The 12,858-nt window shown below is 63.7% G+C and carries 16 protein-coding genes; 9 read left to right on the forward strand and 7 right to left on the reverse strand.

Translation table 11 applies throughout. The features are described from left to right. Positions 1–276: hypothetical protein (locus TP2_RS18800; protein ID WP_206198359.1), on the reverse strand; the 276-nt coding region annotated here is incomplete at its 3' end. 236 nt (positions 277–512) lie between these two features. Continuing rightward, a complete protein-coding gene (gene metF / locus TP2_RS17200) occupies positions 513–1,379 on the reverse strand; it encodes a methylenetetrahydrofolate reductase [NAD(P)H] (RefSeq protein WP_038080061.1) in 867 nt (288 codons plus the stop codon). 93 nt (positions 1,380–1,472) lie between these two features. On the opposite strand from metF, the gene TP2_RS17205 reads away from it, so the two are divergent. From TP2_RS17205 to TP2_RS17215, 3 genes are all read left to right on the forward strand, one after another. Further along, on the forward strand, positions 1,473–2,378 hold the full coding sequence (locus TP2_RS17205; protein WP_038080063.1) for a LysR family transcriptional regulator: 906 nt from the start codon (positions 1,473–1,475) through the stop codon (positions 2,376–2,378). Between the two features lie 144 nt (positions 2,379–2,522). Continuing rightward, positions 2,523–3,314, forward strand: a complete 792-nt coding sequence (locus TP2_RS17210; RefSeq protein ID WP_038080064.1) for an inositol monophosphatase family protein — start codon at positions 2,523–2,525, stop codon at positions 3,312–3,314. 105 nt (positions 3,315–3,419) lie between these two features. Then, complete coding sequence (locus TP2_RS17215) at positions 3,420–4,043, forward strand: hypothetical protein (protein WP_157617164.1); 624 nt, start codon at positions 3,420–3,422, stop codon at positions 4,041–4,043. A gap of 3 nt (positions 4,044–4,046) precedes the next feature. Here the strand turns inward: TP2_RS17215 and TP2_RS17220 are convergent, their stop codons facing one another. Next, positions 4,047–4,742, reverse strand: a complete 696-nt coding sequence (locus tag TP2_RS17220; RefSeq protein ID WP_038080066.1) for a glutathione S-transferase family protein — start codon at positions 4,740–4,742, stop codon at positions 4,047–4,049. Between the two features lie 121 nt (positions 4,743–4,863). On the opposite strand from TP2_RS17220, the gene mscL reads away from it, so the two are divergent. Beyond that, positions 4,864–5,286, forward strand: a complete 423-nt coding sequence (gene mscL / locus TP2_RS17225; protein WP_038080067.1) for a large conductance mechanosensitive channel protein MscL — start codon at positions 4,864–4,866, stop codon at positions 5,284–5,286. Positions 5,287–5,352: 66 nt separating this feature from the next. Here mscL and ald read toward each other — a convergent pair whose 3' ends face one another. Continuing rightward, the gene (gene ald / locus TP2_RS17230; protein ID WP_038080069.1) at positions 5,353–6,477 is read right to left on the reverse strand and encodes an alanine dehydrogenase; all 1,125 of its coding nucleotides are present in this window, start codon (positions 6,475–6,477) and stop codon (positions 5,353–5,355) included. A 143-nt stretch (positions 6,478–6,620) separates the two neighbouring features. Here ald and TP2_RS17235 point away from each other — a divergent pair, with 143 nt between their 5' ends. After that, positions 6,621–7,085, forward strand: coding sequence for an Lrp/AsnC family transcriptional regulator (locus TP2_RS17235; RefSeq protein ID WP_038080071.1), 465 nt, complete (start codon positions 6,621–6,623; stop codon positions 7,083–7,085). On the opposite strand, the gene TP2_RS17240 is transcribed toward TP2_RS17235, so the two are convergent. Further along, positions 7,082–8,530, reverse strand: a complete 1,449-nt coding sequence (locus tag TP2_RS17240) for a TrkH family potassium uptake protein (RefSeq protein WP_038080073.1) — start codon at positions 8,528–8,530, stop codon at positions 7,082–7,084. The two genes, TP2_RS17235 and TP2_RS17240, sit on opposite strands and share 4 nt — an antisense overlap. 198 nt (positions 8,531–8,728) lie before the next feature. After that, positions 8,729–8,935, reverse strand: a complete 207-nt coding sequence (rpsU, locus tag TP2_RS17245; protein WP_011748553.1) for a 30S ribosomal protein S21 — start codon at positions 8,933–8,935, stop codon at positions 8,729–8,731. 104 nt (positions 8,936–9,039) lie between these two features. On the opposite strand from rpsU, the gene TP2_RS17250 reads away from it, so the two are divergent. From TP2_RS17250 to TP2_RS17260, 3 genes are all read left to right on the forward strand, one after another. Continuing rightward, the gene (locus TP2_RS17250) at positions 9,040–9,708 is read left to right on the forward strand and encodes a COQ9 family protein (protein WP_038080075.1); all 669 of its coding nucleotides are present in this window, start codon (positions 9,040–9,042) and stop codon (positions 9,706–9,708) included. A gap of 14 nt (positions 9,709–9,722) precedes the next feature. After that, entirely contained in the window at positions 9,723–10,709 is a 987-nt protein-coding gene (locus tag TP2_RS17255) for an NAD(P)H-quinone oxidoreductase (protein ID WP_038080291.1), read from the forward strand. A gap of 61 nt (positions 10,710–10,770) precedes the next feature. Continuing rightward, a complete protein-coding gene (locus TP2_RS17260) occupies positions 10,771–11,232 on the forward strand; it encodes a SpoIIAA family protein (RefSeq protein WP_051692825.1) in 462 nt (153 codons plus the stop codon). 3 nt (positions 11,233–11,235) lie between these two features. Here TP2_RS17260 and TP2_RS17265 read toward each other — a convergent pair whose 3' ends face one another. Beyond that, positions 11,236–11,883 carry a ribonuclease T2 family protein gene (locus TP2_RS17265; protein ID WP_051692827.1) on the reverse strand — a complete coding sequence of 216 codons (648 nt, stop codon included), beginning with the start codon at positions 11,881–11,883 and terminating at the stop codon, positions 11,236–11,238. A 132-nt stretch (positions 11,884–12,015) separates the two neighbouring features. Here TP2_RS17265 and TP2_RS17270 point away from each other — a divergent pair, with 132 nt between their 5' ends. Then, a complete protein-coding gene (locus tag TP2_RS17270) occupies positions 12,016–12,774 on the forward strand; it encodes a DUF1013 domain-containing protein (RefSeq protein WP_038080077.1) in 759 nt (252 codons plus the stop codon). The last annotated feature ends 84 nt before the right edge of the window (positions 12,775–12,858 follow it).

The raw sequence follows: 12,858 nt of genomic DNA on the forward strand, positions 1-12,858 counted from the left end.
ACACCACCCGGTGGGACACTGCTGAGCTACAAAGGCCACCACTAAGGAAAGGCCGGATATAACTAAAGACCCGATGCCGATTCCACCGTTCGCATAAAACAGGAACTTGTTTTGATTTGAATTACAGACTGGGCAGATTTTTGCGCCGTCAGAAATCTGCTCACCACAAGCGTGACAGGTTTTTTTCATAACCACACAGTCGCTTTCTGATGTTTGTGAACCTCGGTTCTTGTTCACAAACGGAACGTTGAATAGGGACAAAAAAAGCACAAACATCTCTGGCTGTATAGGCTCGCCTTGGAGCCGGTGTGCGCGGCGAAAAGAAGATTTCTGCTGTGCGTGCAGCGAATCACCGCTTTCCGCCCGGCGCGCCGAGGCCCTCGCGCTTGCAGTGAGAATTGAGCATCTGCGGCGAAGGTCAGCTTAGTCCGCATAGCCGACATTCCACGCACCCCAACCAAAGAAAAAGGGCCCTGCCGGACCCCTTTCCGTCACTCCGCTCCACCACCCTTTCAGGCGACGTTTTCCAGCACCGCTTCGGGCGTCACACCCAGCGCGTGGCACACGTCGCGGGTCAGGCCGGGGCGGTTGAGCGTGTAGAAATGCAGGTCTTCCACGCCGCCCTCGATCAGCTTGTCGCAAAGCTCGGTGCACAGCGCGGTGGCCAGAAGCTGCTCGCGCCCGTCGCGGACCGCGGCCTCGAAGGCTTCCTCGACCCAGGCGGGGATGGAGGTGCCGCAGCGCTGGGCGAAGTTCTTAGCGCCCTTCCAGGACTGGATCGGCAGGATGCCGGGGATGATCTTGGCGGTGATGCCTTCGCGCTCGCAGGCATCGCGGAAGCGGAAGAAGGTCTCGGCCTCGAAGAAGAACTGGGTGATCGCCGAGGTCGCGCCCGCCTCAACCTTGCGCTTGAGCCAGCGCACATCGGCCAGCGGGTCGGCGGCTTCGGGATGCGGCTCGGGATAGGCGCCCGCGCGGATCGTGAAGCGGCCATCCTCGGCCAGCGCCTCGATCAGCTCGACCGACGACGCAAAGCCCTCGGGATGGGGAACAAAGCCTTTGGCGCCTTTCGGCGGATCGCCCCTGAGCGCCACGATCTCGGTCACGCCCACTTCGGCATAGGAGTTCACGATCTCCATCGTCTCGGCGCGGGTCGCCTCCACGCAGGTCAGGTGGGCTGCCACGTTGAGCCCGTAATTCTTGTGGATCGTGCCGACCGCCTCATGGGTCAGCTTGCGCGTCGTGCCGCCCGCGCCATAGGTCACCGAGACGAACTCGGGCTGCAGCGGCGCCAGAACCTGCGCGGTTTCCCACAGCCGGAAGGACGCGTCGAGCGTCTGGGGCGGGAAGAATTCGAAGCTGACCTTGGGCGTCGTCATGGGAATATGTCCTTTCGTTCGCTCTCTTGTGCCAGATCGGGCTTTGTGAGACAAACTCATAATCCTCAAAATGGTTATGAGTATAACTACAAGATGCATCTCGAGTTCCGGCACCTGCGCACCATCAAGGCGATTCACGATGCGGGCGGGCTCGCGAAGGCGGCGGATGTGCTGCACATAACACAATCGGCGCTGTCGCATCAAATCAAGGGACTGGAAGACCAGACCGGGGTGGAGCTGTTCGTGCGGCGCTCGAAGCCGTTGAAGCTGTCGGCGGCGGGGATGAAGCTGTTGCGGCTGGCCGAGCGTATCCTGCCCGAGATCGCCGCGACCGAGGCCGAGTTCGAGGCGCTGCGCTCGGGCCGTGCGGGGCGGCTGCATATCGCGATCGAATGCCATGCCTGTTTTGACTGGCTCTTCCCGGTTTTGGAGCGATTTCGCCATGCCTGGCCCGATATCGACGTGGATATCCGCCCCGGTCTGGCGTTCAAGGCGCTGCCCGCGCTTGCGCGCGAAGAGGTCGATCTGGTGATCTCTTCCGATCCCGAAGAGATCGAGGGCGTCACTTTCAACCCGCTCTTCGATTATGCGCCGACCTTCATCGCCGCCGCCAACTCGCCGCTGGCCGCGAAACCCTTTATCGAGGCCGAGGATTTTGCCGACCAGACGCTGATCACCTATCCGATCGACCGCGGCCGCTCGGATATCTTCACCCAGCTTCTCACGCCCGCGCGGGTCGAGCCGAAAGCCGTGCGGCAGGTGGAGCTGACGGCGGTGATCCTGATGCTGGTCGCCTCGAATCGCGGCGTGGCGGTGCTGCCCGACTGGGTGCTGCGCGAGGTGAAGTACCAGCCCGATTACATCACCCGCCCGGTGACCGAACAGGGCCTGACCAAGCGCCTCTATGCGGCAACGCGCACCGAAGACGCCACACAACCCTTCATGGCCCATTTCCTGCGCCTTGCCCGCACCGAACCGGTGAAACTTCAGCGCGCCTGAGGCGTCTTTCCGATCCAAGTATCTCGGGGGCGCTCGTCGCAAACGGGGCAGCGCCGCTCCGCAGACGCCAGCCTGCGCCAAAGCCCTTGGATTTTCCGCTCAACCCCTGTAAGGCAGCCGCTTGAAACGCGAAGGAGCCCTAAGATGCAAGGCAGCGCAAACCTCAACCTGATGATCAAGGCCGCCCGCAAGGCAGGTCGCTCGCTGGTCAAGGATTTCCGCGAGGTCGAAAACCTTCAGGTCTCCTCGAAGGGGCCGGGCGACTTCGTGTCGAAAGCGGACCGTGAAGCCGAGAGCATCATCAAGGAAGAGCTGCGCACGGCACGCCCCTCCTATGGCTGGGTCGGTGAGGAAACCGGCGAGGAAGAGGGCGAGGACCCGACGCGCCGCTGGATCGTCGACCCGCTCGACGGCACCACGAATTTCCTGCACGGGCTGCCGCATTGGGCGATCTCGATCGCGCTCGAGCATAAGGGCGAGGTCGTCGCGGGTGTCATTTTCGACGCCGCGAAAGACGAGATGTATTACGCCGAGAAGGGCCTTGGCGCTTTCATGAACGAGACCCGTCTGCGCGTGTCGGGCCGCAACCGGATGATCGAGTCGATCTTCGCGACCGGCGTTCCCTTCGGTGGCAAATCGACGCTTCCGGCGACGCTCCAGGACCTCGCCAAGCTGATGCCGCAATGCGCAGGTGTGCGGCGCTGGGGCTCGGCGGCGCTTGATCTCGCTTACGTGGCCGCGGGCCGCTACGAGGGCTACTGGGAGCGCGGATTGAATGCCTGGGATATCGCGGCCGGCCTGATTCTGGTGAAGGAAGCCGGTGGCTTCGTCGAGGCTGTTCGCGAAGGGCGTTCGATCCTCGAATCGGGGTCCGTGATCGCGGCTAATGCCGAGATGTTCCAGCCGCTCGCGAAAACGATCCGCGCAAACGACTGATATTTATCGGCTTTCTTGCATCCTTCGGAATGCATGCGAGCATGTTCACTTTTCGTTCATCCGCCTGTGCCAGCCTGATCGTGCTGCCATAGGAGGGATGCTGCCATGTTCCACCAGTTTCACCGGACCGACCCGGTCCGCCGTTCGTTCGATGCGTCTTTGGGTGCAAGCTTAGCGCCTGCGCCAATGGAACGGGTGCTTGACGACCTGCACAGGGCGTCTGCCGATCTCGCCCATGCCGAAGCTGCCGAAATCATCGCGCGGCATCGTCTGGGTCAGCTCGACGAGATGATTGCAGGCTGTGAAGACGACGCGGCCATGGTCGATGCCGAGACAGCGCAGGCCTTGATGGGCGCGGCCGAAGGTCTGCGCGAGGAACGCGACAGCCTCGTAGCGACCTTGCCGCTGGAGCTGGGCTTTCACGCCGACCGGCGCGATGCGGCCAGTGCCCAGATCCAGGCCGCCCAGCGCAAGCTGCGCACCATGATGCAGATGCCCGAGCATTTCGGCTGCCTCGCGGAAGATCGCGAACTGCTGGCCCAGGCGCGCGAGGCCGTGCGCCTCGACGCCCGGATGCTGGCCGACAGCGCACGGCAGGAGGCGCGGGCGCGCGTCAGCGACGGGCTGGCGGCGATGCCGCTGACGCCGCATCCGCAGGGCGATCTGCTGAGCTCGGTCGCAGGCGCGGCGCGCCGCCTCGTCGATGAGGCCCGGGACCGCTCTTGTTGAACGTCAGTCGCGCTTGGGAATGTTCAACCCGCGCTGGACAGCCGGGCGCGACAGGAAACGATCGAGATAGGCCGGGACGTTTTTCAGATCGTCCCAACCGGTGATCTCGGTGGCGTTGTAAACCTCCCGAAGTGTGCGCAGCCAAGGGCAGATCGCGATATCGGCGATGGTATAGTCCCCCACGATCCAGTCGCGCCCCTCAATCGCCCCGTCGAGCACTTTGAGAAGCCGCGTGACCTCGGCGCGGTACCGCTCTTTCGGACGTGGATCCTCGATCTCGGAGCCCGCGAATTTGTGGAAGAAGCCGAGCTGGCCGAACATCGGGCCGATTCCGCCCATCTGGAACATCAGCCATTGCAGCACCTCGTAGCGCTGCGCCTGCGGGTAAAACTGCCCGGTCTTCTCGGCAAGATAGATCAGGATTGCCCCGCTTTCGAAAAGCGGCAAGGGCTGACCGTCGGGCCCGTCGGGGTCGATGATCGCAGGGATCTTGTTGTTCGGATTGAGCGAAAGGAATTCCGGCGTCATCTGGTCGTTCTCGCTGAACCGTACGAGATGGGGCTCATAGGGCAGACCCGTCTCCTCGAGCATGATCGACACTTTCACCCCGTTTGGCGTCGGCAGGGAATAGAGCTGGATCACGCCGGGATCGGCGGCGGGCCAACGGCGGGTGATCGGAAATTGCGACAGATCGGACATGGGGCCTCCTGAATTTGCATCACCCAAGCAAATTTTCCCCGTAACGAAAAGGTGCCGCAGCGCGCAGCCCATGATACGCTCCTCACATCGCATCGTACGAACTGCAAATTGGGGGCAGCGAATGATTCAAGAGTTCAAGGATTTCATCGCCAAGGGCAATGTCATGGACATGGCCGTCGGCATCATCATCGGCGCGGCCTTCACCGCGATCGTGACCTCGCTGGTGGGCGATCTGATCAACCCGATCATCGGGGTGATCACGGGCGGGATCGATTTTTCGAACCTGTTCGTCAATCTCGGCGAGGGCGAGTTTGCCTCGCTTGCCGCCGCGCGCGAAGCCGGAGCGCCGGTCTTCGCCTACGGGGCTTTCATCACGGCCGTGATCAATTTCCTGATCATCGCCTTCGTCGTGTTCCTGCTGGTCAAAATGGTCAACCGGATCAAGGCTGCGGCGGAAAAGCCTGATGACGTGGCGCCCGAGGTGCCGACCGGCCCGAGTGAGCTGGACGTGCTTCTCGAGATCCGCGACGCGCTCAAGAAATAAAGCGTCAAACAGATGGAAAAGGCCCGGGTATCTCCCCGGGCCTTTTGCTTTGCGGTCGCGGCCGGTTTACTCGGCTGCGTGCAGCAGCGTCTGCGTTTCATTGAGCGGCAGATCGAGCGCCTCGGCCACCGCCGGATGGGTGATCATCCCGGCATGAACGTTGAGGCCCGCGGCAAGATGCGGGTCTTCGGCACAGGCTCGCTCCCATCCCTTGTCGGCAAGCGCGATCAGGAAGGGTTGCGTCGCATTCGACAGGGCCTTGGTCGAGGTGCGCGCCACCGCGCCCGGCATGTTGGCCACGCAATAATGCATCACGCCATCGACCTCGAAGACCGGATCGTCATGGGTGGTAGCGCGCGAGGTCTCGGCGCAGCCGCCCTGGTCGATCGCGACATCGACGATCGCAGCACCCGGCTTCATCGTCTTGAGCATCTCGCGGGTGATCAGCTTGGGCGCGGCCGCACCGGGGATCAGCACCGCGCCGATGACCATGTCGGCGCTCGCGACGAGCGCCTCGGTCTCGGCTTTCGACGAAAAGGCGGTGTGGAAGAGGCCGCGGAACGTGTCGTCGAGATAGCGCAGGCGCGGCAGAGACTTGTCGAGCACGGTCACATCCGCGCCCATCCCAGCGGCCACGCGCGCGGCATTGGTGCCCACGACACCGCCGCCGATCACCACGACTTTCGCAGGCGCCACGCCCGGCACGCCGCCCATCAGAACGCCGCGCCCGCCATTCGCCTTTTGCAGTGTCCAGGCGCCCATCTGCGGCGCAAGACGGCCCGCGACCTCGGACATCGGTGCCAGAAGCGGCAGGGTGCCGTCCTTCGCGGTCACGGTCTCATAGGCGATGCAGGTCGCGCCGGATTCCATCAGGTCCTTCGCCTGCGCCTCGTCGGCGGCGAGGTGAAGATAGGTGAAAAGGATCTGGCCCTTGCGCAGCATCTTGCGCTCGGAGGCCTGCGGCTCCTTAACTTTCACGATCATGTCGGCCTCGGCGAAGACGGTCGCCGCATCGGCCACGATTTTCGCGCCCGCCGCCTCGTAGTCGCTATCGGCAAAGCCCGCGCCCATACCGGCCCCGGCCTCGATGATAACCTCATGGCCGTGGGCCACGGCTTCGGCGGCTGCCGCCGGGGTCAGCCCGACCCGAAATTCCTGTGCCTTGATCTCGCGCACCGATCCGATCTTCATCGCGTTTCCTCCTCAATGCGATTGGAACGTCCTGACCCCAGTATCGGGTCCGTCACGTGCAAGTGCTTTGCCAATTCGCGATTGCTGCCGAGGGCTTGCGCCCGTATCTTCGAAGAAATGGCCCTAAACCGACAGGAAATTGCATGAGTGACAAGCTGGACGCGACGGATCGTCGGCTTTTGACGGTGTTGCAGAAACAGGGGCGAATCTCGAATGCCGAACTGAGCGAGAGGGTGAACCTCTCGCCCTCGGCCTGTCACCGGCGCGTGCAGCGGCTCGAGGAAGAGGGCTATATCCGCGATTACGTGGCGCTCTTGAATCCACGCAAGCTGGGGCGGACCACGACTGTCTATGTCGAGATCAAGCTGTCGAGCCAGGCCGACGAGGTTCTGGACGCGTTCGAAGCGGCAGTGCGCAAGGTGCCCGAGGTTCTGGAATGTCACCTGATGGCGGGGGCGGCGGATTATCTGCTGAAGGTCGTGGCCGAGGATGCGGAGGATTTCGCGCGGTTGCATCGGGCGAAGCTGGCGAACCTGCCGGGGGTGGCGCAGATCCAGTCGAGTTTCTCGCTCAAATGCGTGCTTTCGACGACGGCGCTGCCAGTCTAGCTGCGCCAGAACCGGGGCAGGAACACCACGAGGATCGCGAGCATGCCGATCCGGCCGAGTAGCATCGCCAGCGTCATCAGCCAGGTTGCGGCATCGTTGAAATCGACCATCGTTCCGGTGCGATCGGTCAGCGGCCCGATGCCGTAGCCGATATTGCCGAGCGCGCCCCAGGTTGCAAACAGTGCCGAGACGAAATCGGCCCCCGTCATCGAGATCCCGACGGAGATCACCCCGAGGGCGAGGATGTAGCCCGTGAAATAGAGAATGAGCGAGGACAGCACGTCCTCTTCGAGCAGCTTGCCGCCAAGGCGCGGCAGGATCACGCGGTGTGGCGCGTGCAACCGGCGGACGGCGGTGCGGATCACCGCGCCGAGCGCTTGCCAGCGAAAGACCGAGAGCGCGCCCGAGCTCGATCCGGTGCAGCCGCCGATCAGCCCGACCCAATAGGCCAGTACCACCGCGAAGCTGCCCCAGTTGGCGACATTCGCGGTGCCGAAACCCGTTCCGGTCATGATCGACGAAAGGTTGAAGGCGGCGGAGCGGAAGGTCGGCTCGATGCCCTTCGGGTCGTGGGTGTAGCGCCAGAGCAGAAGAGCTGCGAGCGCGATGGAGAACCAGCGCAGGAAGGCGTGGATCTGCGGGTCTTCCCAGAACGGGCCGAGATGACCGTGGCCCAGCTGGACGTAGCGGATGAACGGGAGCGCCGATCCGAGCATGAAGATCACGCCCGCATATTGCGCCGCGGGTGAGAAGCTCGCGAAGGAGGTGTCGTGGGTGCCGAAGCCCCCCGTCGCGATCGTCGCCATCGCGTAGCAGATCGCATCAAAGGGGCTCATTCCGGTTGCGGCGTAACTGAGCGCGCAGGCGGCGGTCAGCGAGAGATAAACCCACAGGAGCGAGCGCGCGATGTCGCCCGCGCGCGGCATCACCTTGCCGAGCGTGTCGAAACCTTCCGTCTGGAAATAACGCATGCCGCCGATGCGCAGCACTGGCAGGAAGATCATCGCGACGAAGGCGATCCCGAGCCCGCCGAACCAGTTCAGCATGCCCCGCCAGAGGAGGACCGAGCGCGGCATGTCGTCGAGATCGGAAAACACGGTATAGCCGGTGGTGGTGATCCCAGAAGCGGCCTCGAAATAGGCGTCGGTCCAGCTGGCATTCGGCGCGCCGTCGATGAAGGGCAGGCCCGCGAAGAAGGGCAGGCCGAGCCAGATCGCGGCGGTCAGCAGATAGGCCTGTCGGGTCGTCAGCCCGCCGGTGCGCTCGCCCTGGGTGGCCAGTGCGAGAAGCGTGCCCGTGAGGGTGGTCTCGATCGCGGCCTCGAAGAATTCGCGCCAGTTTCCCGAACCATCCAGCAGGTCGATCCCGGTCGGGACAAGCATCGAGACCCCGAGCGCCGCGAGGATCAGGCCGAAGAGGTGAAGAACGGGCCGGAAATCGGACATGGGTGTGAGCGGATCCAGCCAGGGCGATCGGTGATTGCCGGTAGGGTAGGGGGCTTGCGGCGCAAGGCAAGTGCAATCTGGTGTCGCAGGCTCTGGCCCCGAGAAACCAAAAACCCCCGCGGCCAGGCCTCGGGGGTCATCGGTGCGGGCAAGCCCGCCAGCATTTTCAGGCGCCTTTGCAGACGCGGAGCGGTGCGCTTAGAGCGCGCCTTCGCGCTGAGCCTTCTTACGTGCCAGTTTACGGGCACGGCGGACGGCTTCGGCTTTCTCGCGCGCTTTTTTGACCGAGGGTTTCTCGAAATGCTGCTTGAGCTTCATTTCGCGGAACACACCCTCGCGCTGAAGTTTTTTCTTCAGAGCACGGAGCGCCTGTTCGACGTTGTTGTCGCGAACGCTGACCTGCATGTGGTGTCACCACCTTCCTAAGTTAGAGTTGCAGTTGCTTGCAGGAGCGCTCCATATAGAGGCCAAAAGGCGGTTTGTCTACCGCCCAAACCGGAGGAAACGCGATGAAAAATGACCATCTCGACATGGACCGCGCCCGATCCGAGCTTTTGGCGGCGATCAAGCCGCATGTGCCCTTCGATGGCTGGTCGGAGCCTGCATTCAAGGAAGCTGTGGCCGATCTGGGCCTCGATCGGGGGCTGGCGCGGGTGATCTGTCCGCGCGGCGCGGTCGATCTGGCGGTGGCCTATCACCGCGAAGGCGATGCGGCGATGCTCAAGCGGCTGGAAGAGACGGACCTGTCGGGGCTCAAGTTCCACGAGCGAATCGCGACGGCAGTGCGGTTCCGGCTGGAGGCGTCCGATCCGGAACTGGTGCGCCGGGGGGCGGCGATCTTCGCGCTGCCGCAAAATGCCGCGACCGGGTCGAAGCTGATCTGGGAAACGTGCGACAAGATCTGGAACGTGCTGGGCGATCAGAGCCGCGACTATAACTGGTACACGAAACGAATGACGCTATCCGGGGTCTATTCCGCGACCGTGCTCTACTGGATGGGCGACGAGAGCGAGGGCCATGCCGATACCTGGGCCTTCCTCGATCGGCGCATCGAAGGCGTGATGCAGTTCGAGAAGGTGAAGGGGGCGGCGATGAAATTGCCGCTCTTGCCGAAGATCCTGAGCGGTATCCGCGCGCCGAAGGGCATGGACGATATGCCGGGCAAGGAGGCGCATTGATGGACGCCTTCGAAATGCCGACCGAGATGCGCTGTATCGAGATTTCCGAACCCGGCGGGCCCGAAGTACTGATCGAGGCGCGCCGCGCCGTGCCTGTGCCGGGGCATGGCGAGATCCTGATCGAGGTGGCCTATGCCGGGGTGAACCGCCCCGATGCGCTGCAACGCGCAGGCGCCTACAAGGCGCCGCCGGGCGCCTCCGATCTCCCCGGGCTGGAATGTTCGGGGCGGGTGGCGGCGCTTGGGCCGGGGGTGACGGGTTGGGCTGTGGGCGATCAGGTTTGCGCGCTGCTGCCCGGCGGCGGGTACGCGGAGTTCGTGACCTGCCCGGCCGAACATGCGCTGCCAGTGCCCGCGGGGCTCGACCTGAAATCGGCGGCCTGCCTGCCCGAGACCTGCTACACGGTCTGGTCGAATGTGGTGATGCGCGGGGGGCTGAAGGCGGGGGAGAGGTTCCTCGTGCATGGCGGGTCCTCCGGCATCGGCACCACCGCGATCCAGATCGCGAAAGCGCTCGGCGCGCGGGTCTTCACCACGGCGGGCAGCCCGGAAAAATGCGCAGCCTGCGAGGAGCTGGGCGCGACCGCGATCAACTACAAGACGGGCGATTTCGTGGATGTGCTGCGCGCTGAAGGCGGCGCGAACCTCGTGCTCGACATGGTCGGCGGGTCTTACATCGCGCGCAATATCAAGGCGATGGCCGATGACGCGCGGATGGTCTTCATCGCCTTTCTCGAAAGCCCCAAGGCCGAGATCAATTTCGCGCAGGTGATGCTGCGGCGACTGACGATCACCGGCTCGACGCTGCGCCCGCAATCGGATGCGGCCAAGGCCGAGATCGCGCGGCAGCTTCTGGCGCAGGTCTGGCCTATGGTAAATGCGGGCAAGCTGCGGGTGATCCATGACAGCACCTTCCCGCTAACGGAGGCCGCAGCGGCCCATGCGCGGATGGAAAGCAGCGAACACATTGGCAAGATCGTGTTGGAGGTGAAGGGCGGCTGAGCTTTTCGCGAGCGCCCGCAATCCCCATATATCAGGGACAGGAACCGGAAAGGAGACGACCATGAGTAAGGGTACGTTCGAATTTTTCACCGGCTATCCCACCGATGTTCTGGCCTTCGAGGCCGTCGGCGAGATCGACGCCGAAGCCTATGAGACGCAGCTGATCCCGGCGGTCGAGGCGAAGATCGCAGCCGAGGGCAAGGTCAAGCTGCTTTACGTTCTGGGCGATCGCTTCGAGGGCTTCACGATGGGCGCGGCCTGGGATGATACCAAGCTGGGGCTGTCGCACTTGGGCGATTTCGGGGCTCTGGCGCTGGTGACGGATACCGACTGGATTCGGCACGGGATGAAGATCTTTGCGCCGCTCGTGCATGCGCCGCTGCGGGTCTTTCACGTCGCGGAGCTGGAGGAGGCGAAGGCCTGGATCCGCGAGATCGGCCGTCCGGCGGAAGACCATTCGCATGATGCGGCGGCGGAGCGGAAGCTCTCGACGCTGGAAGACAAGATCCCGCCGGGCGCCTGAGCCTCAGCGCACCTTTTCCATCAGCGCGTCGGGCATGCGGCAATCGCGGATCGTGTCGGCCCCACATTTGCGCGGCTCGAGATCCTTGGTGAGGCAGATGCGGGCCTCCTGAATGCGGCCCGCCTTGCAGGTGATGGTGATCTCGTCGGCATCCAACCCCGGATTGGCCTCGAGGAAGGCCTGCTCGACCACCTTGGCGGGCAGCTTCACGTCGCGGTCGAGATGGGCGAGCACATCGGGGATCTTGATGCTCTCATAAGCGCGGCGCTCGAGCGCGAAGTAATCCGCCGCCGACAGGCCCGAGCAGCGCCCGTGCTTCTTCCACTCATACCACGCCAGGCCCGGCGCGCCGGTCAGGTCCTCCATCGCGGCCGTCTGCTGGCGCGAAGGGTCGCGATGCGGCGTGCGGCAATAGCTGGGCCAGCCGCTTTCATATTGGGGCCAGAGCCCGTGCAGGACGAAGGAATAGTCGTGCTTGGGGTCACATTGCGGGGAGTTGCGCGCGTCGCCTTCCAGCGCGCACCATGTCGGCGACCAGCTGAGCGACAGAACGTAATAGTCGAAATCGCCCGCGCGCTCGCCTTCGGCATGGGCGGGAGCGAGCGAAAGCGCGGCAAGCAGGGCTGCGGCCAGAAGGCTCAGACGAGTCATTTTCTCTTTTCTCCCGACGCGCGATTGACTATATGGGGCCGCAATTCCCCTTCCAGAAATGGACCGCGGCAGGGAATTCCCGCGCCGCAGCCGATTTCTCGGCCCGGGAGAGATATGTAAAGGATGGCTGCAATGACGAACAAGCCCCTGATGGCAAAGGCCACCGCCGTGTGGCTGGTGGACAATACGACGCTCAGCTTCAAGCAGATCGCGGATTTCTGCGGGCTGCACGAGCTGGAAGTGCAGGGCATCGCCGATGGTGACGTGGCCACCGGCGTGAAGGGCTTCGACCCGGTCGCTTCGAACCAACTCGATCAGGAAGAGATCGACAAGGCCGAGAAAGATCCGCTCCACAAGCTCAAGCTGAAGTTCAACAAGGCCGCTCTGGGCGAGGACAAGCGCCGTGGCCCGCGCTACACGCCGCTCTCGAAGCGTCAGGACCGTCCGAATGCGATCCTGTGGCTGGTGAAATTCCACCCCGAACTGGCCGATGCGCAGATCGCGCGTCTCGTCGGCACCACCAAGCCCACGATCCAGTCGATCCGCGAGCGCACGCACTGGAACATCCAGAACATGACCCCGATCGACCCGGTCGCGCTGGGTCTGTGCCGCCAGTCGGAACTGGACATGGAAGTGCAGAAGGCCGCGAAGAAGTCCGCCGCCGAGGGTGTGATGAGCGATGACGAGCGTCGTAAACTCGTTTCGACCGAGCAGTCGCTTGGGATGCCCGACGAGCCGCGCCTGCCCTCGGCCATCGCGGGCCTGGAGAACTTCACCTCCTCCGATCTGCGCGAAGAAAACGACGAAGACGACAAGCAGGATTACTCGGACGCGGACAGCTTCTTCAACCTGCCCGACAACGACGAGGATGACGAGGACGACGACAAGTAAGTCGCCTCGGCAAACCGTGATCAGGGCCGCACCTCCGGGGGCGGCCTTTTTCGTTGGCGCGCTCTGGACAGGGTCGGTGCGTGG

It is taken from the genome of Thioclava pacifica DSM 10166, assembly GCF_000714535.1.
Taxonomy (GTDB): Bacteria; Pseudomonadota; Alphaproteobacteria; order Rhodobacterales; family Rhodobacteraceae; genus Thioclava; species Thioclava pacifica.